The 22,514-nt window shown below is 64.6% G+C and carries 22 protein-coding genes; 16 read left to right on the top strand and 6 right to left on the bottom strand.

All coding sequences use genetic code 11. The features are described from left to right. Window positions 1-34: 34 nt before the first annotated feature. The 6 genes from AB5K84_RS35170 to AB5K84_RS35145 all read left to right on the top strand — a co-directional run bounded on the left by AB5K84_RS35170 (window position 35) and on the right by AB5K84_RS35145 (window position 7,390). On the top strand, window positions 35-2,302 hold the full coding sequence (locus AB5K84_RS35170) for an acyl-CoA dehydrogenase (protein WP_038967383.1): 2,268 nt from the start codon (window positions 35-37) through the stop codon (window positions 2,300-2,302). Then, window positions 2,302-3,585 carry an acetyl-CoA C-acetyltransferase gene (locus tag AB5K84_RS35165; protein ID WP_011085214.1) on the top strand — a complete coding sequence of 428 codons (1,284 nt, stop codon included), beginning with the start codon at window positions 2,302-2,304 and terminating at the stop codon, window positions 3,583-3,585. Before AB5K84_RS35170 ends, AB5K84_RS35165 begins: the two co-directional genes overlap by 1 nt. A 2-nt stretch (window positions 3,586-3,587) precedes the next feature. Continuing rightward, window positions 3,588-5,684 carry a 3-hydroxyacyl-CoA dehydrogenase NAD-binding domain-containing protein gene (locus tag AB5K84_RS35160; protein WP_038967384.1) on the top strand — a complete coding sequence of 699 codons (2,097 nt, stop codon included), beginning with the start codon at window positions 3,588-3,590 and terminating at the stop codon, window positions 5,682-5,684. Window positions 5,685-5,743: 59 nt separating this feature from the next. Then, complete coding sequence (locus AB5K84_RS35155) at window positions 5,744-6,496, top strand: fatty acid desaturase CarF family protein (RefSeq protein WP_162494065.1); 753 nt, start codon at window positions 5,744-5,746, stop codon at window positions 6,494-6,496. A 79-nt stretch (window positions 6,497-6,575) separates the two neighbouring features. Then, the gene (locus AB5K84_RS35150) at window positions 6,576-7,007 is read left to right on the top strand and encodes an acyl-CoA thioesterase (protein ID WP_011085217.1); all 432 of its coding nucleotides are present in this window, start codon (window positions 6,576-6,578) and stop codon (window positions 7,005-7,007) included. 191 nt (window positions 7,008-7,198) lie between these two features. Beyond that, window positions 7,199-7,390 carry a hypothetical protein gene (locus tag AB5K84_RS35145; protein ID WP_028175062.1) on the top strand — a complete coding sequence of 64 codons (192 nt, stop codon included), beginning with the start codon at window positions 7,199-7,201 and terminating at the stop codon, window positions 7,388-7,390. Window positions 7,391-7,491: 101 nt separating this feature from the next. Here AB5K84_RS35145 and AB5K84_RS35140 read toward each other — a convergent pair whose 3' ends face one another. Beyond that, a complete protein-coding gene (locus AB5K84_RS35140) occupies window positions 7,492-7,959 on the bottom strand; it encodes a nuclear transport factor 2 family protein (protein ID WP_011085218.1) in 468 nt (155 codons plus the stop codon). 155 nt (window positions 7,960-8,114) lie between these two features. Between AB5K84_RS35140 and AB5K84_RS35135 the strand changes: the two genes are divergently transcribed. Both AB5K84_RS35135 and AB5K84_RS35130 read left to right on the top strand, forming a co-directional pair. Continuing rightward, a complete protein-coding gene (locus tag AB5K84_RS35135; protein ID WP_038967389.1) occupies window positions 8,115-8,801 on the top strand; it encodes an HAD family hydrolase in 687 nt (228 codons plus the stop codon). Between the two features lie 91 nt (window positions 8,802-8,892). Next, entirely contained in the window at window positions 8,893-9,738 is an 846-nt protein-coding gene (locus AB5K84_RS35130; protein WP_011085220.1) for a DeoR/GlpR family DNA-binding transcription regulator, read from the top strand. 2 nt (window positions 9,739-9,740) lie between these two features. On the opposite strand, the gene AB5K84_RS35125 is transcribed toward AB5K84_RS35130, so the two are convergent. Both AB5K84_RS35125 and AB5K84_RS35120 read right to left on the bottom strand, forming a co-directional pair. Next, window positions 9,741-10,166 (bottom strand): type II toxin-antitoxin system VapC family toxin, encoded by a 426-nt coding sequence (locus AB5K84_RS35125; RefSeq protein ID WP_011085221.1) that lies wholly within the window; start codon window positions 10,164-10,166, stop codon window positions 9,741-9,743. Then, complete coding sequence (locus tag AB5K84_RS35120; RefSeq protein ID WP_011085222.1) at window positions 10,163-10,447, bottom strand: type II toxin-antitoxin system Phd/YefM family antitoxin; 285 nt, start codon at window positions 10,445-10,447, stop codon at window positions 10,163-10,165. Before AB5K84_RS35120 ends, AB5K84_RS35125 begins: the two co-directional genes overlap by 4 nt. Before the next feature lie 232 nt (window positions 10,448-10,679). Between AB5K84_RS35120 and glpD the strand changes: the two genes are divergently transcribed. The 7 genes from glpD to AB5K84_RS35085 all read left to right on the top strand — a co-directional run bounded on the left by glpD (window position 10,680) and on the right by AB5K84_RS35085 (window position 18,394). Further along, on the top strand, window positions 10,680-12,230 hold the full coding sequence (glpD, locus tag AB5K84_RS35115; protein WP_011085223.1) for a glycerol-3-phosphate dehydrogenase: 1,551 nt from the start codon (window positions 10,680-10,682) through the stop codon (window positions 12,228-12,230). Beyond that, entirely contained in the window at window positions 12,227-13,303 is a 1,077-nt protein-coding gene (locus AB5K84_RS35110) for an ABC transporter ATP-binding protein (protein WP_011085224.1), read from the top strand. Before glpD ends, AB5K84_RS35110 begins: the two co-directional genes overlap by 4 nt. Before the next feature lie 12 nt (window positions 13,304-13,315). Next, window positions 13,316-14,401, top strand: a complete 1,086-nt coding sequence (locus AB5K84_RS35105; RefSeq protein WP_011085225.1) for an ABC transporter ATP-binding protein — start codon at window positions 13,316-13,318, stop codon at window positions 14,399-14,401. Continuing rightward, window positions 14,401-15,375 (top strand): carbohydrate ABC transporter permease, encoded by a 975-nt coding sequence (locus AB5K84_RS35100; RefSeq protein WP_011085226.1) that lies wholly within the window; start codon window positions 14,401-14,403, stop codon window positions 15,373-15,375. Before AB5K84_RS35105 ends, AB5K84_RS35100 begins: the two co-directional genes overlap by 1 nt. Next, a complete protein-coding gene (locus AB5K84_RS35095; RefSeq protein WP_011085227.1) occupies window positions 15,375-16,181 on the top strand; it encodes a carbohydrate ABC transporter permease in 807 nt (268 codons plus the stop codon). Before AB5K84_RS35100 ends, AB5K84_RS35095 begins: the two co-directional genes overlap by 1 nt. A gap of 10 nt (window positions 16,182-16,191) precedes the next feature. Further along, the gene (locus AB5K84_RS35090) at window positions 16,192-16,521 is read left to right on the top strand and encodes a DUF2160 domain-containing protein (RefSeq protein WP_011085228.1); all 330 of its coding nucleotides are present in this window, start codon (window positions 16,192-16,194) and stop codon (window positions 16,519-16,521) included. 130 nt (window positions 16,522-16,651) lie between these two features. Continuing rightward, the gene (locus AB5K84_RS35085; RefSeq protein ID WP_038967390.1) at window positions 16,652-18,394 is read left to right on the top strand and encodes an ABC transporter substrate-binding protein; all 1,743 of its coding nucleotides are present in this window, start codon (window positions 16,652-16,654) and stop codon (window positions 18,392-18,394) included. A gap of 117 nt (window positions 18,395-18,511) precedes the next feature. Here AB5K84_RS35085 and AB5K84_RS35080 read toward each other — a convergent pair whose 3' ends face one another. Then, window positions 18,512-19,585 carry an alpha/beta hydrolase gene (locus AB5K84_RS35080; RefSeq protein ID WP_178372789.1) on the bottom strand — a complete coding sequence of 358 codons (1,074 nt, stop codon included), beginning with the start codon at window positions 19,583-19,585 and terminating at the stop codon, window positions 18,512-18,514. A gap of 240 nt (window positions 19,586-19,825) precedes the next feature. Between AB5K84_RS35080 and AB5K84_RS35075 the strand changes: the two genes are divergently transcribed. Further along, window positions 19,826-20,569 carry a helix-turn-helix transcriptional regulator gene (locus AB5K84_RS35075; protein ID WP_162494066.1) on the top strand — a complete coding sequence of 248 codons (744 nt, stop codon included), beginning with the start codon at window positions 19,826-19,828 and terminating at the stop codon, window positions 20,567-20,569. Window positions 20,570-20,684: 115 nt separating this feature from the next. Here AB5K84_RS35075 and AB5K84_RS35070 read toward each other — a convergent pair whose 3' ends face one another. Together AB5K84_RS35070 and AB5K84_RS35065 are read right to left on the bottom strand one after the other, a co-directional pair. After that, on the bottom strand, window positions 20,685-21,788 hold the full coding sequence (locus AB5K84_RS35070) for an alkene reductase (RefSeq protein WP_011085232.1): 1,104 nt from the start codon (window positions 21,786-21,788) through the stop codon (window positions 20,685-20,687). Window positions 21,789-21,967: 179 nt separating this feature from the next. Continuing rightward, a complete protein-coding gene (locus tag AB5K84_RS35065; protein ID WP_011085233.1) occupies window positions 21,968-22,471 on the bottom strand; it encodes a DUF1993 domain-containing protein in 504 nt (167 codons plus the stop codon). Window positions 22,472-22,514: the final 43 nt, after the last annotated feature.

The following is a 22,514-nucleotide window of genomic DNA, read 5'->3' as shown; positions in this document are numbered from 1 at the left end:
TGTCGGTCACCCGCGCTGATCCATGAGGTCCGCCATGAGCTTCCGCCGCGACACCATCACAAAACCGATCTTCTCCTGGGCGCGCGGCGTGCTGCCGGCGATGTCCGAAACCGAGCGCGAGGCGCTGGAGGCCGGCGACGTCTGGTGGGACGCCGATCTGTTCACCGGCAACCCCGATTGGGCGAAGCTGCTGAAGGTCCCGCAGGCGACCCTGACCGACGAGGAGCAGGCCTTCCTCAACGGCCCGGTCGATGAGCTCTGCGCCATGCTCGACGAGTGGAAGATCTTTTGGGAATGGCGCGATTTGCCGCCGGATGTCTGGCATTTCGTCAAGCGCGAAAAGTTCTTCGGCATGATCATTCCGAAGGAGTTCGGCGGCCTCGGCTTCTCGCCCTATGCCCATTCGGAAGTCGTGCGCAAGATCTCGACCCGCTCGATCGCTGCCGCCGTCACGGTGATGGTGCCGAACTCGCTCGGCCCCGGCGAGCTCCTGATGCGCTTCGGCACCAAGGAGCAGCAGGCGCGCTGGCTGCCGCGGCTGGCCAACGGCCGCGACATTCCCTGCTTCGGCCTCACCAGCCCGGAAGCCGGCTCCGACGCCGCCTCGATGGTGGACAGCGGCGTCATCTGCAAGGGCACCTTCGAAGGCCGCGAGGTCGTGGGCCTCAGGCTCAACTGGCACAAGCGCTACATCACGCTCGGCCCCGTCGCGACGCTGCTCGGACTCGCCTTCAAGGCCTATGACCCCGACCACCTCGTGGGCCAGCAGGAAGAGCTCGGCATTACCGTGGCGCTGATCCCGAGCAATCTGCCCGGCGTCGAGATCGGCCACCGCCACCTGCCGTCGATGCAGGTCTTCCAGAACGGCCCGAACCGGGGCCGCGACGTCTTCATTCCGCTCGATTACGTCATCGGCGGCAAGGAGCGCCTCGGGCAGGGCTGGAAGATGCTGATGACGGCGCTTGCCGCCGGCCGCGGCATCTCGCTGCCGTCGCTGTCGGCCGCGGGCGCTGCGTATGCCGCGCGCACCACCGGCGCCTACGCCCGCATCCGCGAGCAGTTCGGCATCTCCATCTCCAAGTTCGAAGGTGTCGAGGAGCCGCTCGCGCGTATCGTCGCCACCGCCTATCAGCTCGACGCGGCACGGCGGCTGACCTGCGCGGCGCTCAATGCCGGCGTCCATCCCGCCGTCATCTCCGGCATCATGAAGCTGCACGCGACCGAGCGGATGCGTACCGCCGTCGACGACGCCATGGATATCCACGGCGGCAAGGCCGTGATCGAAGGTCCGCAAAACTATCTCGGCAATCTCCACCGCGCCGTTCCGGTCGGCATCACGGTCGAGGGCGCCAATATCCTCACCCGCAATCTCATCGTGTTCGGGCAGGGCGCGATCCGCGCCCATCCCTATCTGCTCGACGAGATGAACGCGCTCGCCGACACCGACCGAGAACGCGGTTTGACGGCATTCGACACCGCGTTCTGGAAGCATGTCGGCCACAGCTTTCAGACACTCTTTCGTGCCTTCGGCCGGAGCTGGACCTTCGGCGCGTTCGCGTCGGCGCCGGATGCGGGCGACGCCACGCCATTCTATCGCCAGCTCTCGCGCTATTCGGCGGCGTTTGCGCTCTGTGCCGACATGGCGCTGCTCACGCTCGGCGGCGCGCTCAAGCGCAAGGAGATGCTGTCGGCGCGCTTCGGCGACATTCTGTCCGAGCTGTATCTGCTCTCGGCCGCGCTGAAACGCTGGCAGGACGAGGGCCGGCAGACGGAGGACTTTGCCGCGCTGGAATGGTGCATGGCGACCGGCTTCAAGACCATTGAAAATCGGCTCGCCGAAATCCTCGCCAATCTGCCGAACCGCTTCGTCGCGGGATTCCTCAAGCTCGTGGTTCAGCCTTTTGGCGCCCGTGTGCTCGGCCCGTCCGACCGGGTCGTGCATCAATGCGCGAGCCTCGTGCTGGAGCCGTCGGCGGTACGTGACCGCCTGACGGCCGACCTCGCTTATGTCGACGATGACGGCGGCTTTGCCCGGCTGGAGCGCGCCTTCAAGCTGGTCGCGGGCACCGATGCGATCGCCAAGCGCATGCGCGCCGCGCACATCAGCGACTGGAAGGAGGCGGTCGCCAAGGGTGTGATCACGCAGGCCGAGGGCGAGCAGCTCGCCGCAACCCGCGAAGCCGTCGCGAAGGTGATCGAGGTCGACGATTTTGCGCCGGAGGCGCTGTCGCCGATTTACAAGAAAACCGGAGATGTGCATCAGTTCTTCCAGGAACTCGGTGAACAGAGGGCGGCGAGCTGATGGCACGACCGGTATTCATCGTCGACGGCAGCCGGACGCCGTTCCTGAAGGCGCGCTCGGGGCCGGGGCCGTTCACGCCGGTCGATCTCGCCGTGCAATGCGGCCGGCCGCTCCTGGCGCGCCAGCCGTTTTCGCCCACAAGCTTCGACCAGGTCATCCTCGGCTGCGTCAACGTGATCGCGGACGAGATGAACCCGGCTCGCGTCGCGGCGCTTCGGCTCGGCATGGGCGAGGACATGGTCGCCTTCACGGTGCAGATCAATTGCGGCTCCGGCATGCAGTCGATCGACACCGCCTACCGCTACATCCGCGAGGGCCACGCCGACATGATCCTGGCCGGCGGCACCGAGGCGCTGAGCCACGCGCCGCTGGTGTGGCCGAATTCCGGCGTGCGCTGGTTTGCCGGTCTTGCCACGGCGAAGGGCGTAGCCGCGAAGCTGGCCGCCGCCTTCAAATTGCGGCCGCGCTATCTCAAGCCGATCATCGGCCTCGAGCGCGGCCTGACCGACCCCATCACAGACTTGAACATGGGCCAGACCGCCGAGGTCGTCGGCCATCTCTTCGGCATTACGCGCGCACAGTCCGACGCCTACGCAGCCGAGAGCCATCGCCGGCTCGCACATGCGCAGGGCGCGGGTTTTCTGAAGGGCGAGGTCGAGACCGCCTTTTCCCGCGACGGCAAGTTCTTCGACCATGACGACGGCGTGCGGCCGGACTCCACGGCCGAGACGCTCGCAAAGCTGAGGCCGGTGTTCGAGCGCCCCTGGGGCCAGGTCACCGCCGGCAATTCCTCGCAAATCACCGATGGCGCCTCCTGGGTGATCCTCGCATCCGACGCGGCAGTCGCAAAGCACAAGCTGACGCCGAAGGCCGTCATCGTCGACAGCAACTGGGCCGCGCTCGATCCCAGCATCATGGGGCTTGGTCCCGTGATGTCGGCGACGCCGCTGCTTGCGCGCAACAACCTCACCATCAAGGACGTCGAGACCTGGGAGCTGAACGAAGCTTTCGCAACTCAGGTGCTCGGCTGCCTCGCCGCCTGGAACGACGACAAGTTCTGCCGCGAGATTTTGGGGCTCGACGGCGCGGCCGGTGAGATCGACCGTGACAAGCTCAATGTCGACGGCGGCGCGATCTCACTCGGCCATCCCGTCGGCACCTCCGGCAACCGCATCGTGCTGCATCTGGTCAACGCGATGAAGCGGCTCGGCACCCGGCGCGGCGTTGCCACCGAATGCATCGGCGGCGGGCTCGGCGGCGCCATGCTGATCGAGGCGGTGTGACCATGGATTCCAGGATCATGACCGCGCTCGGCGACCGCGTGCTGACGCTCGGGCCTCAGCCCGCGGCAGACAGTCCATACAAGCACTTCAAGCTCACACGCGATGCCGACGGTGTCGCCTGGCTGCTGTTCGATCGCGCCGATGCGAGCGCCAATACGCTCTCCTCCGACGTGATGGAAGAGTTCGACGCGGTGCTCGCCGCGATCGAGACCGAACGCCCCGCAGGTCTCGTGATCCGCTCGGCCAAACCGTCCGGCTTCATCGCCGGCGCCGACGTCAACGAATTCCGCGGTGCCAGCGATCCCGAGATGGTGGAGACGCGCATCCGCGCCGCGCATGCCGTCGTCGACCATCTGGAGGCCTTGAGGCTGCCGACGGTCGCGGTCATCCACGGCTTCTGCCTCGGCGGCGGGCTCGAGATCGCGCTCGCCTGCCAGTCGCGCATCGCCATCGAGGGTGCGCGCTTCGGCTTCCCGGAGGTGATGCTCGGCCTGCATCCCGGTCTCGGCGGCACTGCCCGTTTCACGGCGCTGGTCAATCCGACCCAGTCGATGGCCTTGATGCTGACCGGCCGTACCATCGATGCGCGCCGCGCCAAATCGCTAGGCCTCGTCGACACCGTGACGCAGGAACGCCACGTCCGTGGCGCCGTGAAAGACGTGCTGTTCGGCCGGCTGAAGCGGGCCAAGCCTGGCCTGCTGACGCGGGCGGCCAATCTCGGGCCGGTGCGTGGACTGCTGGCCAAGCGCATGCGCTCGGAGGCGGCGAAGGCCGCACCGCGCGAGCACTATCCGGCGCCTTACGCGCTGATCGATCTCTGGGAAACGCATGGCGACAGCAAAGCCGCGATGCTGGCGGCCGAGCAGGCCTCGTTCGCCAAGCTGATGGTGACGCCCACCGCGCAGAATCTGATCCGCGTCTTCTTCCTGCGCGAGCAGATGAAGAAGGCGGCAGGCGCCGGCAACGCGGTGAAGCATGTCCATGTCATCGGCGCCGGCGCCATGGGCGGCGACATCGCAGCATGGTGTGCGGGGCAGGGGCTGCGGGTCTCGCTCGCCGACATGAAGGCGGAGCCGATCGCAGGGGCGGTGAAGCGTGCGGCCGAGCTTTACGGCAAGATCATCCGAAAACCCACCGAGGTGCGCGACGCGCTCGATCGCCTGATTCCGGACATGGACGGCGAGGGCGTCCGCAACGCCGATCTCGTCATCGAGGCGGTGCCGGAAAAGCTGGAGCTCAAGCAGAAAGTCTATGCCGGTCTCGAGCCGAAGATGAAGCCGGGTGCGATTCTTGCGACCAACACCTCGAGCATTCCGCTTCAGGACCTGCGCACCACGCTGGCGCGGCCCGATCGGCTGGTCGGGCTGCACTTTTTCAATCCGGTGTCGCGGCTGCAATTGGTCGAGGTCGTCAGCCATGACGGCAACGATGCACAGGTCTTGAGGGAGGCACTCGCCTTTGTCGGTGCGATCGACCGCCTGCCGCTCGCCGTGAAGAGCTCGCCCGGCTTCCTCGTCAACCGCGCGCTGACGCTCTACATGCTGGAGGCAATGGTGATGCTGGACGAGAAGATCGACCAGCGCCTGATCGACGCCGCGGCCGAGCAGTTCGGCATGCCGATGGGGCCGATCGAGCTTGCCGACCAGGTCGGGCTCGACATCTGCCTCGATGTCGGCGACATGCTGCGCACCAAGTTCGGCGATCTGCTGCCGCCGACGCCGGCATGGCTGCGCGAGAAGGTCGCCAAAGGCGAGCTCGGCCGCAAGACCGGCAGGGGCTTCTACACCTGGAAGGACGGCAAGGCCGAGAAGGTGCCGCTTCCCGAGACCGGCCCGCGCGTGACCGACCAGATGATCGACCGCCTGGTGCTGCCGATGTCCAACGTCTGCGTCGCGGCGCTGCGCGAGGGCATTGTCGAGGATCCCGATGCGGTCGACGGCGCCATGATCTTCGGCACAGGGTATGCGCCGTTCCGCGGCGGCCCGCTGAACTATGCGCGCACGCGCGGCGTGGATAATGTCGTGTCCACCTTGCGCGAGCTCGCCGATCGGTTCGGCGGTCGTTTCGCGCCCGATCCGGGCTGGGACAATTTGAAATAGGGATGATGTCGGCAAAAGATGCTATTATGGGTAGTGGAGCCCGTGGAGGAGCATCGCCGATGCCGACGATCCCGTTCTTCAAGCATGCGACCTTGCGCGAGATCATCATCACGCGGCTGTGTTGTGCGGCTGATGCCGTCGTGGTCCTGTGCTGCGCAATTTATCTCGTCGGATGTTACCACGCGGCAGGATTGCGCTGGCCGTGGCTGATCGTGGCACTCCTGATCGGTTATTTCCTCGCTGATTTTTTTTCGGGGCTGGTGCATTGGGCGGTCGACACGTGGCTCGACGAGGGGGGGCTCGGCCGCGGCATCGCGATGACGCGAGAGCATCACACCCATCCGAGCCACGTCCTGCTCTACGAATTCCTCGACCAGGCTTCCCTCGGTGCGGCACCGAGCGCCGTGGTGGTCGGCATTTCGGCCGCGATCACGGCGTTGTTCCCGGTTTCCGCACTCACTTACGCGCTGATGATCGTCTGGTTCGTGATCGCGACTTGCATGCTGTTTGGCATGAGCTTTCATAATCTTGCGCATTGGCGGGTCCGCCCGCCGCTCCTGCGCATGGCGCAAAGGCTGCATCTGGTCTGCTCACCCGAGCATCATTTGCGTCACCACCGCGACCACACTGTCCGCTATTGTGTCATCAATGGATGGGCCAACTATCCGTGCGACAGTCTCCGGCTTTGGAGCAGGCTGGAACGGCTCGTGACGGCAACGACAGGGCGCACGCCGCGGGCCGACGATGCGGAGTGGCAACGCAAGCTCAACGATACCGGAATCTTCGTCGAGACGCCGCGGCCGGCTGGATAGCGCAAGCTTGTCGCGTGCCGATGTTGCGCAAGGCGCCGCGGCTTTGTATCCAGAGCCGAGAGCCGCGGAGATCAACCATATGACCGACACGCACGTCAAAACCCCTTTCAGCTCCGATACCGAGCCGAGCGGCGATCTCTGCATTCGCACGCTGGCGATGCCCGCCGACACCAACGCCAATGGCGACATTTTCGGCGGCTGGCTGCTCAGCCAGATGGACGTCGGCGGCGGCGTGTTCGCCTCGAAGGTCGCGAAGTCGCGCACCGTAACCGTTGCGATCGAGGCGATGAATTTTCGCAAAGCGGTGTATGTCGGCGATCTCGTCTCGGTCTACGCCAATCTCGTGCGGGTCGGACGCACCTCGCTCACCGTGCATCTCGAAGCCTGGGCGCTTCGCCGCAGGGAGGCGGACCCGTTCCTCGTCACCGACGGCAACTTCACCTATGTCTCGATCGACGATCACGGCCGTCCGCAGTCGATAACCCCCACCGATACGCCGATCGCGACGTAGCCGTACGCGGCGCATCACCGCGCGACGTTGCGTCCGCGGTCGTCGCGTCTTCGCCAAGAACAAGTCATAAAACGGATGAGGTCCCGGCGTACTCAATTGCGTGTCGATTCGGGGTGGAAACGGCCTCAAATGCCCAGGAACCTTTGGGCAGAAGTGTCGTTATTTGCCCGCACTTGAGGAATCCACGGGCCATGCCGGACAGCTACATCATCGAAGTTAATTCACAGACCGCAGGTATCGTCGTTCGCTCTCAAGGAGGCTATTGCTTCTTCGCCTCATCCGACCGCTTCTACCGCCTCGAAGGCCAGCTCTTCCGCAACGCCCGCGAAGCCGAGCGCGCTGCGCGCAAGCTGGTTAACGGCGATGTGAAGGAAGCGGCGTAGTCTCTGTCATTCCGGGGCGCGCGTAGCGCGAACCCAGAATATTTTGCCGCGCACTTCGTCTTGCCCTCTCCCGCAAGAAGGGGAGAGGGTAAGAAGCGCCATCACAATTTCGTCGCCGCGCGTGACAGCAGCTTCCAGTCGTCGCCCTGCTTCTGCCAGTTCATCAGGATGTGAAGGTTGGTCGGCACTTTTTTCCCATCGGCCGCCATCTCCTGTTCCGCGACCCAGTGGAAGCGCACGATCGCGGCCGGGCCGACGACCTTGATGGTCGGGTCCTTGTATTCGATCGACAGGAATTTCGATTTGCCGTCGGTGGCGTTGGTGATGAAGGTCGCCTTGTCCTCCACCTTGCCGCTGGAATGGCTGTAGCTCAGATCGTCCCAGCACAGCGCGCCGAGCGCCTTCGGATCGGCCGCGATCTGGGCGAGGCGGAAGGCCTCGACCTTCTTCGCCACGGCTTCTTCGTCCGCCGCCGCGGCCAGCGCCGGTGTCGTAAGGGCGAGCGCAGAGATGGCAAGAGCTGGAACGGCAAGGGTCGAGAGAGCCAGATCGCGTCGGTTGATCGTCATCGTTTCCTCCTTTTTGCTCTTGATGAGAGTGTTACAGCCGCGCGCGGCTTTGTCGAGTGGTCACGTCGTCGTCATGCGCATGCGTCATTGCGTGATCGCAGCCATATTGATACGTGTCGCGCATCGATGCGTCGTGCATTTGGGAAAGTACGGAAATGATCGAGGCCAAGGACAATGCGACGGGCAGGGCATTGCTGTTCGACATCGACGGTACGCTTGCCAATACCGACCCGCTGCACTTGAAGGCTTTCAACGAGGTGCTCGGCCCTCGCGGCCATGTCTTCGATCACGCGCGGTTCTCGAGGGAGCTGCAAGGGTTCGCCAATGTATCGATCGGTGAGCGCTTTCTGCCCGACGAGGCGCCGGAACGGCGCGCCTCGATCCTCGATGAAAAGGAGGAAGTCTTCCGCGCGCTCGTCGCCGGGCAGATCGAGCCGCTGCCGGGTCTGATGGCGCTGCTCGACCGGGCGGACGCGGCCGGCGTTCCCATGGTTGCCGTGACCAACGCGCCGCGTCTCAACGCCGAACTGCTGCTCTCCGGCCTCGGCATCACGGACCGTTTCAAGGCGCTCGTGATCGGCGACGAGCTGCCGCACGGCAAGCCGCATCCGCTGCCCTATCAGGAAGGCTTGCGCTTCGTCGGCGCGAGGCCGGAAACCTCGGTCGCATTCGAGGACTCCCGCACCGGCGTGCAATCGGCCACCGCGGCCGGCATTCCGACCATCGGCATCCGGACCAGCCTCAGCCATGCCGACCTGGTTGCCGCCGGCGCGGTCGCCTCCGCCGGCGCCTTCGACGATCCGGCCCTGCTCGCGCCTCTGGCTGCCGCGATGGCGTGGTGAGAGGCCTCATCCGTTAACCGTGATCGGCGGGCGCATTGACCGATGGCGCGAACCGCCGCACCATGCACCTTCCTGATTTGAGGGCATTGCCGTGACCGGATTGACCCATCGCCAAGCCGAAATCCTCAACATCGCGCGCGCCTCCGGCCGCGTCATGGTCGAGGAGCTCGCGCGCCGGTTCGAGGTCTCGGCGCAGACCATCCGCAAGGATCTCAACGACCTCTGCGAACGGCGTTCGCTGACCCGCATCCATGGCGGCGCCATCATCGCCTCGGGCGTGGAAAACCTCGCCTATGAGGCGCGCCGCTTCGTTGCCGCCGAGGAGAAGAAGGCGATCGGGGCTGCGGCCGCATCGCTCATCCCGAACGGATGCTCGCTCTTCATCAACATCGGCACCACGACGGAGGAGGTCGCGAGCGCGCTGACCTCGCATGAGGATCTCCTCGTCATCACCAACAACCTCAACGTCGCGATGCTGCTCTACCGCCATCCCCGCATCGAGGTGGTGGTCGCCGGCGGCACGGTGCGGCGCGCCGACGGCGCGGTGGTCGGCTCGACCGCGACGCAGCTGATCGGCCAGTTCAAGGTCGACTACGCCATCATCGGCGCATCCGCGATCGACGAGGAGGGCGCGCTGCTGGACTTCGACTATCGCGAGGTGCAGGTCGCGCAGGCCATCATCGCCAATGCCCGCAGTGTCATGCTGGTCGCCGATTCCACAAAACTCCGCCGCAGCGCGCCGGTGCGCATCGCCCACATGACCCAGATCCAGACCTTCGTCACCGACCAGGAGCTTCCCGAACGCCTCGCCACCATCTGCCACAGCAAGGGCATCGAAGTGGTGGAGGCGATGCCGAAGGGGGCGGACATCGATGATGTGCAGGCCGATGCTCAGGAAGCTGCACCCGAAGTGGCGCCGGTGGTGCGGTTGAGATAGGGCTATGGGTCGTCCCACGGATTGAGCAGGGGGACGCCGAATGCAGCGAAATCCTTCACGTTGCGCGTGACGAGCGAGAGGCTGTGCGCGAGCGCGGTTGCGGCAAAGAAGCCGTCCATGACAGACAATGTGACGCCGCTCCTGCGGCTCTGAGCCATCAGGTCGCCCCAGTGCTCGGCCACCGCGTGGTCGATCGGCAGGACGCGGTCGGCAAACCGCGCCGGTAGATCGTGGGCGAGCCAGGCGGCCAGTGCCGAGCGCCGGCGGCCGTCCTCCAGCAATGCGATGCCGCGGCGAAGCTCGGCGATCGATGCGACGCTGATGAACGCACGATCTTCATCGATCGTGTCAAGCCAAGCCAAGACTTTCGGCGAGGGGGCTGGCCGCTGAACTTCCGACAGTACGTTGGTGTCGAGCAGCAGGTTCACGGCATCTCGTCGCGCGGCGCATCGTGCATGCGTTCAAGTGCGAGGTCGGCGCCGCGCAGCGGCGAGGCCAGTAGGAATTCGGCCAACGTGCCTTTGCGTGCGGTCTTGCGGGCCCATTCCTCTGCGGAAACGATCACGGCGTTCGGCTTGCCGTGACGGGTGATGATCTGCGGGCCGGTTTGGGCGCGGTCGATCACCTGGGACAGTCGTGCCTTGGCGTTGGCAAGCGTCCACGTGTCATCAGCCGGAAGCGTGTCGGGTGCAGTGTTGTGATCGGCCATGCCAGCAAGAACCAATATGACTATTATGACTATAATCTATCGTGGCTGACCATTCAAGCGCGCTATTGCTTCTCGAATTGCCGTCTAAGCTGCTCATTTCCTCGTCCGATTGCCCACTAAAAAGTTCCGCTTTCACTTCCCTTCGCCTCTCTTTCATCTTGCTTTCGCTTTTCGGTGTGATCTAATCAAAAACGAAAGTAGTCGCTCGAAGGAACGAGCGAGTCGCCGGGGGATGCGTCTGTTGGAGCGTATTTTCGACCTCGCCATTATCGGAGGCGGTGTTAACGGCTGTGGCATCGCGCGCGACGCGGTGGGCCGCGGCAACACGGTTTTCCTGTGCGAAATGAACGATCTGGCGAGCGGGACGTCGTCCTGGTCGACCAAGCTGGTGCATGGCGGCCTGCGCTATCTCGAATATTACGAGTTTCGCCTGGTCCGCGAGGCGTTGATCGAACGCGAGATCCTCTGGGGCATCGCGCCCCACATCATCCGCCCCTTGCGTTTCGTTTTGCCGCATCACGCAGGGCTGCGCCCGGCCTGGCTGCTGCGCCTCGGCCTGTTCCTCTATGACCACATCGGCGGCCGCCATCTGCTGCCGGCGACCCGTTCGGTCGATCTTGGGCGTGACGAGGTCGGCCGCCCGCTGATCCCGAATCGCTACAGCCGCGCCTTCGAATATTCCGACTGCTTCGTCGACGACGCCCGCCTCGTCGTGCTCAACGCGCGCGATGCCGCCGACAAGGGCGCCGAGATCCGCACTCGCACCCGTGCCACCGAGATCCGCCAGGCCGACGGCGTATGGACGGTCAGCATGGTCAACACGCTGACCGGTGCGCGCTCGCAGGTCCAGGCCCGCGCGCTGGTCAATGCCGGCGGCCCCTGGGTCGAGGACGTGCTCGGCCGCGGAGCCGGCGTCAACGCAAAAGCCAAGGTGCGCCTGGTGCAGGGCTCGCATATCGTGGTCAAGAAGCTCTACGACCACGACCGTGCCTACATGTTCCAGAATGCGGACGGCCGCATCATCTTCGTGATCCCGTACCAGGACGATTTCACGCTGATCGGCACCACCGACCGCGACTATGACGGCGATCCCGCCAAGGTGAAGGCGACGCCGGAGGAGATCCAGTATCTCTGCGCCGCCGCGAGCGAATATCTGGCGAAGCCGGTGACTTCAGAGGACGTGGTCTGGACCTATTCCGGCGTGCGGCCGCTCTATGACGATGGCGCCAGCGAAGCCAAGGCCGCAACGCGCGACTACGTGTTCGAGCTCGACACGCCCGGCGGCTCGCCGCTGCTCTCGATCTATGGCGGCAAGATCACGACCTACCGCCGCCTCGCCGAGGAGGCGCTGGAGCGGCTTTCGCCCTATCTTCGCAGCGCGAAAGCGCGCGAGGGCTGGACCGGGAAATGGCCGCTTCCCGGTGGCGACATGGATGTGTCCGACATCGACGGGCTGATCGCCGAGCTCCAGCGCGGCTATCCCTTCCTCGGCCATGCGCATGCGCGCCGCCTCGCGCGCGCCTATGGCACCCGTGCGATCAAGCTGCTTGGCGATGCGAAATCGGCCGCCGACCTCGGCCAGGCCTTCGGCGCGACGCTCACCGAGCGCGAGGTCCGCTATCTCATGGCCAACGAATGGGCGGTTACCGCCGAGGATATCGTCTGGCGCCGTTCCAAGCTCGGCCTGCGACTATCTGCCGACGAGGTCGCTGCGCTTGACGACTGGATCAGGACCAACGCCGTGCTGCAAAGTCCCCTGCTGGAAGCGGGAGGACGCTCATGACCGTCACGCTCGATCACGTGACCCGGACCGTCGATGGTGTCGCGCACATCCGCGACGTCTCGCTGACGCTCGAGAGCGGCACGCTCAACGTGCTGCTCGGGCCGACGCTGTCGGGCAAGACCTCGATCATGCGGTTGCTCGCCGGCCTCGACAAGCCGACCACGGGCAAGGTGCTGGTCAACGGCAAGGACGTCACCGGCGTCGATGTGCGCCAGCGATCGGTTGCCATGGTCTATCAGCAATTCATCAATTACCCCTCGTTCACGGTCTATGAGAACATCGCTTCGCCCTTGCGCGTGCAGGGCAAGCCGCGCGAGGAGATCGAGGCGCGCGTGGCGGAAGCCGCAAAGCTGCTCAGGCTCGAGCCGTTCCTGAAGCGCACGCCGCTCCAGCTCTCCGGCGGCCAGCAGCAGCGCACTGCGATGGCGCGTGCGCTGGTCAAGGGCGCCGATCTCGTGCTGCTCGACGAGCCGCTCGCCAATCTCGATTACAAGCTGCGCGAGGAACTGCGCGCCGAGCTGCCGCGCATCTTCGAGGCCTCGGGCGCGATCTTCGTCTATGCCACCACCGAGCCGACCGAGGCGCTGCTGCTCGGCGGCAATACGGTGTGCATGTGGGAGGGCCAGGCGCTTCAGATCGGCGAGACGCCCAGCGTCTATCGCCGTCCGCAGACGCTGCGGGTTGCCCAGGTATTCTCCGACCCGCCGCTCAACCTCGTCGGCATCGAGAAGAAGAACGGTTCGGTGCAATATGCGGGAGGTATCGCCGCGCCGGCGTCCGGCCTCTATTCCGCTCTCGCCGACGGCGCCTATCGCGTCGGTTTTCGCGCGCATCAGCTTGCGCTCGCCAATGGTGAGACCGACCGCCATGCCTTCCATGCCACTGTCACGGTGACCGAGATCACCGGTTCGGAGAGTTTCGTGCATCTGACCCGCGACGGATCGAACTGGGTGGCGGTGCTGCACGGCGTGCACGAGTTCGAGCCCGGCCAGACCATCGATGCCGTGCTCGATCCCAATGATGTCTTCGTATTCGACGCGGCTGATCGCCTCGTCGCAGCTCCAAACTCGTGAGGGGGATGCGCCATGGCCCGCATTGACCTCGTCGATCTCGCCCACTCCTACGGCGGCAACGCTGCGCCGCAGGAAAGCTTTGCGCTGAAGCCGGTGACCATGACCTGGCGGCAGGGCGGCGCCTATGCGCTGCTTGGGCCGTCCGGCTGCGGCAAGACCACGCTGCTCAACGTCATCTCCGGCATCATCACGCCGTCGCGGGGGAAAATCCTGTTCGACGGGGTGGACATCACACCGCTGTCAACCCAGAAGCGCAACATCGCCCAGGTGTTCCAGTTTCCGGTGATCTACGACACCATGACGGTGGGGGAGAACCTGGCGTTTCCGCTGAAGAACCGCGGCGTGCCGAAAGCCGAGATCGACAGGCGCGTCGCCGAGATCGGCCGTCTGCTCGACCTCGATCCCTATTTGAACCGCAAGGCGACGCGGCTCACGGCGGACGCCAAGCAGAAGATCTCGCTCGGCCGCGGCCTCGTGCGCAACGACGTCGCCGCGGTGCTGTTCGACGAGCCGCTGACCGTGATCGATCCCGAGTTGAAATGGCAGCTGCGCTCGAAATTGAAGGCGCTGCATCGCGAGCTCGACCTGACGATGATCTACGTCACCCACGACCAGACCGAGGCGCTGACCTTCGCCGACACCGTCGTCGTCATGCATGACGGCCGCGTGGTGCAGAGCGGCACGCCCGCCGAGCTGTTCGACAAGCCAGCGCACACCTTCGTCGGCTATTTCATCGGTTCGCCCGGCATGAACATCCTGCCGGCCGAGGTGAGGGGCCGCGAGGCGCGCATCGGCGGGAATGTCATCGCGCTGGGCCGCAGCTACGACAATCTGCCCGCGGGCGCGAAGATCGAGATCGGCGTGCGTCCGGAGTTCGTCGACGCCGTCGCGCCGGCACCTGGCCTGCTCACCGCAAAGGTCGAACGCATCGACGACCTCGGCCGCATCCGCTTCGCGCGCGTCCGCATCGGCGAGGCCAAGATCGCGGCGCGCGCGCCGGCGGGCTTCACCAGCGCGGACGGCACCGCCGGGCTGAAGTTCGATCCGTCGCACGTCCACGTCTATGCCGACAGCCTTCTGGTGGAGGGAGCCGCCTGATGGACAAGACCATCAACCAAAAAGCCTGGTTCCTGGTGCTGCCGGTGTTCCTGGTCGTCGCCTTCTCGGCGGTGCTGCCGCTGATGACGGTGGTGAACTATTCGATGCAGGACACGTTCGGCAACAACCAGTTCTTCTGGAACGGCGTCGGCTGGTTCAAGGAGCTGCTCGATCCCTCGACCGATCTCGGCGGCCGCTTCCTCGCGTCGCTCGGCCGCAATCTGTTCTTCTCGCTGGTGATCCTCGCCATCGAGGTGCCGCTCGGCATCGTCGTTGCGCTGTCGATGCCGCGCGACGGCTGGACCGTCGCGGCCTGCCTCGTCATCCTCGCGCTGCCGCTGCTGATTCCGTGGAACGTCGTCGGCACCATCTGGCAGATCTTCGGTCGACCCGACATCGGCCTGCTCGGCTATACGCTCAATGCGATGGGCCTCGACTACAACTACGTGTCCAACGCAGTCGACGCCTGGGTCACGGTCATCGTGATGGACGTCTGGCACTGGACCAGCCTGGTCGCGCTGCTCTGCTACGCCGGCCTGAAGTCGATCCCGGACGCCTATTACCAGGCGGCGCAAATCGACGGCGCCTCGCGCTGGGCCGTGTTCAAGGCGATCCAGCTGCCGAAGATGAACCGCGTGCTCTTGATCGCGGTGCTGCTGCGCTTCATGGACAGCTTCATGATCTACACCGAGCCGTTCGTCGTCACCGGCGGCGGACCCGGCAACTCGACCACCTTCGTCTCGATCGAGCTTGTCAAGATCGCGCTCGGCCAGTTCGACCTCGGCAAGGCCGCCGCGCTGTCGCTGGTCTACAATCTGATCATCCTGATCGTCTGCTGGATCTTCTACACCGTCATGACCAATGCAGGCGTCGAGCGTAAGGCACAGGCGGAGAAGGAGCCGGCGGCGGAGCCGAAACCCGCAGGTGTGCTCCAGCCTGCGCCCGCGCTCAAGCCGAAGGAAGGAGTGGCCTGATGCATTCGATTCCCGGCCGCCGCCTCATCATGGGGCTGTTCCTGGTCTTCCTGCTGCTGCCGATCTACTGGCTCGTCAACATGAGCTTCAAGACCAACAGCGAGATCGTCTCGACGATGACGCTGTGGCCGCACGCCCCGACGCTCCAGCACTACAGGCGCATCTTCACCGACGAGAGCTGGTACTCCGGCTACATCAATTCGCTGGAATACGTCGTCCTCAACACCATCATCTCGATCTCGGTGGCGCTGCCGGCGGCCTACGCCTTCTCGCGCTACCGTTTCCTCGGCGACAAGCACCTGTTCTTCTGGCTGCTGTCGAACCGCATGGCGCCGGCGGCGGTCTATGCGCTGCCGTTCTTCAACCTCTATTCGGCGATCGGGCTGTTCGATACGCCCTGGGCCGTTGCGCTGGCGCACTGCATCTTCAACGTTCCGCTGGCGGTCTGGATCCTCGAAGGTTTCGTCTCCGGCGTGCCGCGCGAGATCGACGAGACCGCGTTCCTCGACGGCTATTCCTTCCCGCGCTTCTTCATCAAGATCCTGGTGCCGCTGATCGCCAGCGGCATCGGTGTCGCGGCCTTCTTCTGCTTCATGTTCTCCTGGGTCGAGCTCTTGCTCGCGCGCACGCTGACCTCGGTGCAGACCAAGCCGATCGCGGCGATCATGACGCGCACGGTGTCGGCCGCGGGCATGGACTGGGGCCTGCTGGCCGCGGCCGGTGTGCTCACCATCATTCCGGGCGCGCTGGTGATCTGGTTCGTCCGCAATTACATCGCGCGCGGCTTCGCGCTCGGCCGGGTGTAGGGAGGCATCGATGGAATCTATTGCATGGATGGCCTGGACGCTGCCGACCGCGATCTTCTTCGTCGCGCTCGCCTGCACGCTGGCCGTGATGACCTGGCTCGCCGCGGTCTATCCCGAGGCCGAGCGCGTCGGCGTGCTCAGTATTCCGACCACGCGCGGCGACCGCCTGTTCATCTCGCTGATTGCGGCCGCCGTCATCCATCTCGTGTGGATCGGCCTCGTCGGCACCGACGCGCTCGCGACGCTGCCGATCGGCGAGGATGGTTTTGAGATTTCGAGCCTGTGGCTCGCAAGTGGAATTTCGCTGGCCACGGCCGTGCTCATTTTCCGCACGGTCTGAAGCTTGCGAAGGGACGGCCAGATCCGGGGGCAACCCGGGCCTGTATAAAATTTTGTCGCTGCAACGGAGGAACAACATGCGACAGTTTAGGAGAAGGAAAGGTCCATTGACCAAGAGCAGTTTTCTGACCATGTCCAGCACTGCCGCGCTTCTGGCGGTGTCGTTCACCGTCTCGACGCCGGTTCGTGCTGCCGACGACGCCGCGATCCAGAAGTGGATTGCGGAATTCCAGCCCTCGACGCTGTCGAAGGACGACCAGAAGAAGGAGCTGGAGTGGTTCGCCAAGGCCGCCGAGCCCTTCAAGGGCATGGAGATCAACGTCGTCTCGGAAACCATCGCGACTCATGAATACGAGTCGCAGACGCTCGCCAAGGCGTTCTCCGAGCTGACCGGTATCAAGCTCAAGCACGACATCATCCAGGAAGGTGACGTCGTCGAGAAGCTGCAGACCCAGATGCAGTCCGGCAAGAACGTCTATGACGGCTGGATCAACGATTCCGACCTGATCGGCACGCACTTCCGCTACGGCCAGACCATCGCGCTGTCGGACTACATGACCGGTGAGGGCAAGGACGTCACCGACCCCATGCTCGACGTCAACGACTTCATCGGCAAGTCGTTCGGCACGGCGCCGGACGGCAAGCTCTACCAGCTGCCCGACCAGCAGTTCGCCAACCTCTACTGGTTCCGCTACGACTGGTTCACCAACCCCGACTACAAGGCCAAGTTCAAGGCCAAGTACGGCTACGAGCTCGGCGTGCCCGTGAACTGGTCGGCCTATGAGGACATCGCCGAGTTCTTCACCAACGACATCAAGGAGATCAACGGCGTCAAGGTCTACGGCCATATGGACTATGGCAAGAAGGACCCGTCGCTCGGCTGGCGTTTCACCGACGCCTGGCTGTCGATGGCCGGTAACGGCGACAAGGGCATTCCGAACGGTCTGCCGGTGGACGAGTGGGGCATCCGCATGGAAGGTTGCCGTCCGGTCGGCTCCTCGGTCGAGCGTGGTGGCGACACCAACGGTCCGGCCGCGGTCTACTCGATCACGAAGTACCTCGAGTGGATGAAGAAGTACGCGCCGCCGCAGGCCCAGGGCATGACCTTCTCCGAGTCGGGTCCGGTGCCGGCGCAGGGCAACATCGCCCAGCAGATGTTCTGGTACACCGCCTTCACCGCCGACATGGTGAAGCCGGGCATCGCCGTGATGAACGCGGACGGTACGCCGAAGTGGCGTATGGCTCCGTCGCCGCACGGTTCGTACTGGAAGGAAGGCATGAAGCTCGGCTATCAGGACGCGGGCTCGCTCACGCTTCTGAAGTCGACCCCGGCGGATCGCCGCAAGGCGGCCTGGCTGTATCTCCAGTTCATCGTCTCCAAGACGGTGTCGCTGAAGAAGAGCCATGTCGGTCTCACCTTCATCCGTGAATCCGACATCTGGGACAAGTCGTTCACCGAGCGTGCGCCGAAGCTCGGCGGCCTGATCGAGTTCTACCGCTCGCCGGCGCGCGTGCAGTGGACCCCGACCGGCAACAACGTGCCCGACTATCCGAAGCTGGCGCAGCTGTGGTGGCAGAACATCGGCGATGCGTCGTCCGGTGCGAAGACGCCGCAAGCCGCAATGGACGCGCTGGCCGCTGCCCAGGACTCCGTCATGGAGCGCCTGGAGAAGTCCGGCGTGCAGGGCGCCTGCGGTCCGAAGCTGCACAAGAAGGAGTCGGCCGAATACTGGTTCGCCAAGGCCCAGAAGGACGGCACCATCGCTCCGCAGCGCAAGCTCGCCAACGAGAAGCCGAAGGGCGAGACGGTCGACTACGACACGCTGATCAAGTCGTGGCCGGCCACCCCGCCCAAGCGCGCCTCGCTGCAGTAAGGTACGCCTCATCACGACGAGCAAAGGCCGGGAGCAATCCCGGCCTTTTTTCTTTGCGCGCGCACCGACGCGCTGGATCGTACCTACGTGTCGGGATTGGCGCCGTCGGACCGGCGATCACACCAGGAAATCGTGATGGTGATTGACCGGCGCCACCTTCTCCACGAAGTCGATGATCTGCGCGAAGGTCTGGTGCGCATTCTGCGACAGCGTAACGTCGTGACCGGCATTCTTGACCACGAGTTGCTCGAAGTCGGACGAGTTGGGATAGAAGGCGCGTTCTGCAGCAAAGGTTGAGGGATCGGTCTGAAACAGCAGGTCGTGATCGCCGACGACTTCGAGCACGGGCGCTGTGATTCCCACCGAGCGCGCCGGATCGAGCGCGAATGCGAAGTTCAGTTCGGCGGCCGTGCCCATGCCGATATGCGAGGCGTCCCAGGCAAGGATCTTGGGCGAGGTGTTGTTGCTGTCAAACAGGAAGCTTCGATCGTCGAAGGTCAGGTACCCGTCGGGCTGGCCGGCGGCCGGGCGAATGGCGTTGGCGAACTCGCCGGCGCCTGCCGGGTTGACCTCGTGCCGAAAGCCCGTGAGCACGAGCGCGTCGGCATCGTGGTATGTGCCGGCCTCGGTTTGCGCGATGCCTGAACCCAGGGAGTGACCGACCAGGACGATCTTGGAGAACCCGTAGCTGCTCAGGGCGCCACTCTTGATGGACCGAATGATCTGATGCAGCTCGTCGGCCTGATCCTGGATCGTTGTCAAATCGGCCGGCGGTTTGTCGCTCGTTCCCGTCCCCAGCCGATCGAGATTCAAGGTCGCGTACCCGGCGTCATTGGCCGCATCGACGAACGAATATTTTCCGTTACCGACCGGGGGATCCCAATATGTATGGTCATACGAGAAGCCGGGCAGCAGGATCATCAGCGGTCGGCCCTCGGTCGACCCGGGCGAATCCAGCACCGCGTGCATGTTGAAATCGCCGGACGTCGCCGTCGGAGCGACAGACAGAACCAGGTCCTTGTGAATGGCATGGTGGTCTTCGTGGCCACGGAAATCGAACCGGTGACTTTCGCCTCCCCATCCGGCGCCATCGTCGTCCCATCGTACGTCATCGTCGTTCAAATGGCCGGACCGGCCGAAAGCAAACTGCCTAGAACTCGTCATGAGATTTCCCCTTCGACCTGGCCGCAACAGACTTCGCCGTTCACATCTCCGGCGCTTCGCTCTTGAAGAGCGCGCATCTCATCGGGGGCCTGCGCAGCAGAGGCGTACGCTCTGCATGCGACCCCACGTGCAAGGCGCACCCGTCAGGCACGCGGATGTTCGCGAAATTGCCTGTGCTTGACGGGTTGAACCCTATGTTCCAAGGTATCGGTCGCCTATCCCTGTTTTCTGGGATGCCCGGCTTCACGATGATGGCATGGGGTGGTGATGGCGATTTCACTTTCTGCGCGCGAAGTGACGCTGCTGAAACGCGTCGGCGAAGGGCTTCTGCAGCCCCTGCGACCCGATTGGCTTTTGGCCAAGCCGGATCTCGCTGCGGATTTAAAGCGCCTGCTGGCGATGGATTTCATTGGAACGACGCGGTGGAATCAGCGAACCGGCCGCTACGAGAATCCGGCATGCTCCGGACGCGGAGTGGAGATGGCGCGCGCCTATGTCGAGGAGTTTCAGCGTTGCGATCCGATTTCGCCACGGCTGCGTTCCCGTCGCGGGCCGACCCCGATCTATTCGGTCATCAACCGAACCGAGCTCGAGCGCACGCGATATTTCAATGAATTCCTGCGCGTCCACCAGACGACGGATGGTATCGATCTCCACCTCTACGACGGTGACACAAGTGTCGGCGACTTTCGCTTCTGGCGTGCTCCCGGCCGGGCCCCCGTCGGATCTCGCGAAGTGGCGCTGCTGACCTTGCTGCAGCCGATCCTCCTGCGCGCGACCAAGGACGTGCACAGCACCAGCACGGCAGCAGGCCACCGCCTGCCGCAACTGACGGATCGGGAGAACCAGATCGTCGGTCTGGTCGCCGACGGTCTGACGGACGGCATCATCGCCCGGAAGCTGGGGATCAGCTACTGGACCGTCCGCTCACACCTCGACCATGTTTTCGAGAAGCTGGAGACGCCCAATCGGGCGACTCTCATCGCGCGTATCCACCGCGAGGGTCGGTGACGCCGTTTCCGCGGCCCGCGGCGGACGCGACGCCGATCCAGCTCGATCTCCACCGAGCCGGTCTGGATCGTGTCGTCGCTTCGCTCACAATGATGGCGTGGAAGGCGCGCAGCCTCTACTGCGCCGCTTCCGCCGCTTCGAGCGTCGGGTAATCCGTGTAGCCCTTCGCGCTGCCGCCGTAGAACGTGTTCTTGTCCCAGTCGTTCAGCGCCGCGCCCTGCTTCAGCCGCTCCACAAGGTCGGGGTTGGAGATGAACGGCTTGCCGAAGGCGATGAGATCGGCCGCGTTCGCGTCCAGCACCTTGGTCGCCAGATCGAAGTCGTAGCCGTTGTTGGCGACGTAGGCGCCGGAGAAGCGCTTGCGCAAGGACGCATAGTCGAACGGTGCGAAGTCGCGCGGCCCGCCGGTGGCGCCCTCGACGACGTGGAGATAGACCAGCTTCAGCGCGCTGAGGCCGTCGACGATGTGATCGAACAAGGCTTGCGGATTGCTGTCGGAGACGTCGTTGGCGGGCGTCACCGGCGAGATGCGGATGCCGGTGCGCTCAGTGCCGGCCTCGGCGGCAACCGCCCTGGAGACCTCGAGCATCAGCCGCGCGCGGTTCTCGATGGAGCCGCCGTAAGCGTCGGTGCGCTTGTTGGCGCCGTCCTTGGCGAACTGGTCGAGCAGGTAGCCGTTGGCGCCGTGAATCTCGACGCCGTCGAAGCCGGCCTCCAGCGCATTCTTCGTGGCGCGCTTGAAGTCGTCGATGATCCCCCGAATTTCGGAGAGCTCGAGCGCGCGCGGCTCGGAGACGTCGGCAAAGGTGCCGTTGACGAAGGTCTTGCCCTTGGCGCGGATCGCGCTCGGCGCAACCGGCGCTGCGCCATTCGCCTGCAGCGCGACATGCGAGATGCGGCCGACATGCCAGAGCTGGATGAAGATCTTGCCGCCGCGCTCATGGACCTTGTCGGTGACCTTGCGCCAGCCGGCGACCTGGTCCTTGGAGTAGATGCCGGGGGTGTCCTGGTAGCCCTGGCCCTGCTGCGAAACCTGGCTCGCTTCGGTGATCAGGAGGCCCGCGGACGCACGCTGGCCGTAATAGTCGGCGGCGAGCGCGCCGGGGACGAACGTGCCGGGAACGGCGCGGTTGCGCGTCAGCGGCGCCATGACGAGGCGGTTGGCCAGCGTGATCGGGCCGAGCTTGTAGGTCTCAAACAATTTGGTCGAACGGCTCATGGGAGTGCTTCCAGGCGGTGAGAGGTCCGGAACACTTGTGCATCGCGGCAATCAGCGCAAGGGAGGAGCCATACGGAAAGTGCAGGCGAGCTACGCGGCAACGCCCGCGTAGCATAATTCATGTGCAATCTTGGCCGCGACAGCGGATTTCGGCTATCGCGGCCGTGCGATTTCGCAAATCAGCTCGCGCCGAGGAAATCGCGCTTGCCGATCTCGACGCCGTTGTGGCGCAGGATGCCGTGCGCGGTCGTGGCGTGGAAATAGAAGTTCGGCAGCGAGAACGCGCTGAGGAATTGCTGGCCCTTCATGGTGATGGATTTGTCGGGGCCGGCCGGGAAGGTGACGTCCTTGGTGTCGGCGCCCTCGAACTGCGCGGGCTTGAACGACTTGACGTAGTCGATCGTCTTGGCCAGCCGCTGCTTCAGCTCCTCAAACGTCTTTTCCGTGTCGGGCGTCGAGGGCACCTCACTATGGGTCAGCCGCGCGCAGCCCTTGGCGGCGAAGTCGCTGACGAGCTGGATCTGCTTCGACAGCGGCAGCATGTCCGGAAACAGGCGGGAGCCGAGCAGGACGCTCGGGTCGACCTTCTTGGCCGCGCAATGCGCCTCGGCTTTCGTGAGCAGGCCGGTGAGGCTGTTCAGCATCTGCAAATAGGCGGGGACGACGGCGTCGTAGAAGGACATGTGATGCTCGCTTCAATGGTGAGGAATCTCAGGAGAAAACCTG

It is taken from the genome of Bradyrhizobium sp. 1200_D9_N1_1 (assembly GCF_052075915.1).
Lineage (GTDB): Bacteria > Pseudomonadota > Alphaproteobacteria > Rhizobiales > Xanthobacteraceae > Bradyrhizobium > Bradyrhizobium diazoefficiens.
This window is presented reverse-complemented; position numbering and strand designations above follow the sequence as displayed.

Coding starts and splice junctions, on each gene's coding strand:
- AB5K84_RS35085 (WP_038967390.1), top strand. CDS start 16,652: ATGTCCAGCACTGCCGCGCTTCTGGCGGTGTCGTTCACCGTCTCGACG.
- AB5K84_RS35105 (WP_011085225.1), top strand. CDS start 13,316: ATGGCCCGCATTGACCTCGTCGATCTCGCCCACTCCTACGGCGGCAAC.
- AB5K84_RS35070 (WP_011085232.1), bottom strand. CDS start 21,788: ATGAGCCGTTCGACCAAATTGTTTGAGACCTACAAGCTCGGCCCGATC.
- AB5K84_RS35110 (WP_011085224.1), top strand. CDS start 12,227: ATGACCGTCACGCTCGATCACGTGACCCGGACCGTCGATGGTGTCGCG.
- AB5K84_RS35165 (WP_011085214.1), top strand. CDS start 2,302: ATGGCACGACCGGTATTCATCGTCGACGGCAGCCGGACGCCGTTCCTG.
- AB5K84_RS35155 (WP_162494065.1), top strand. CDS start 5,744: ATGCCGACGATCCCGTTCTTCAAGCATGCGACCTTGCGCGAGATCATC.
- AB5K84_RS35145 (WP_028175062.1), top strand. CDS start 7,199: ATGCCGGACAGCTACATCATCGAAGTTAATTCACAGACCGCAGGTATC.
- glpD (WP_011085223.1), top strand. CDS start 10,680: ATGCGTCTGTTGGAGCGTATTTTCGACCTCGCCATTATCGGAGGCGGT.
- AB5K84_RS35170 (WP_038967383.1), top strand. CDS start 35: ATGAGCTTCCGCCGCGACACCATCACAAAACCGATCTTCTCCTGGGCG.
- AB5K84_RS35150 (WP_011085217.1), top strand. CDS start 6,576: ATGACCGACACGCACGTCAAAACCCCTTTCAGCTCCGATACCGAGCCG.
- AB5K84_RS35140 (WP_011085218.1), bottom strand. CDS start 7,959: ATGACGATCAACCGACGCGATCTGGCTCTCTCGACCCTTGCCGTTCCA.
- AB5K84_RS35075 (WP_162494066.1), top strand. CDS start 19,826: ATGGCGATTTCACTTTCTGCGCGCGAAGTGACGCTGCTGAAACGCGTC.
- AB5K84_RS35135 (WP_038967389.1), top strand. CDS start 8,115: ATGATCGAGGCCAAGGACAATGCGACGGGCAGGGCATTGCTGTTCGAC.
- AB5K84_RS35065 (WP_011085233.1), bottom strand. CDS start 22,471: ATGTCCTTCTACGACGCCGTCGTCCCCGCCTATTTGCAGATGCTGAAC.
- AB5K84_RS35160 (WP_038967384.1), top strand. CDS start 3,588: ATGGATTCCAGGATCATGACCGCGCTCGGCGACCGCGTGCTGACGCTC.
- AB5K84_RS35090 (WP_011085228.1), top strand. CDS start 16,192: ATGGAATCTATTGCATGGATGGCCTGGACGCTGCCGACCGCGATCTTC.
- AB5K84_RS35120 (WP_011085222.1), bottom strand. CDS start 10,447: ATGGCCGATCACAACACTGCACCCGACACGCTTCCGGCTGATGACACG.
- AB5K84_RS35100 (WP_011085226.1), top strand. CDS start 14,401: ATGGACAAGACCATCAACCAAAAAGCCTGGTTCCTGGTGCTGCCGGTG.
- AB5K84_RS35095 (WP_011085227.1), top strand. CDS start 15,375: ATGCATTCGATTCCCGGCCGCCGCCTCATCATGGGGCTGTTCCTGGTC.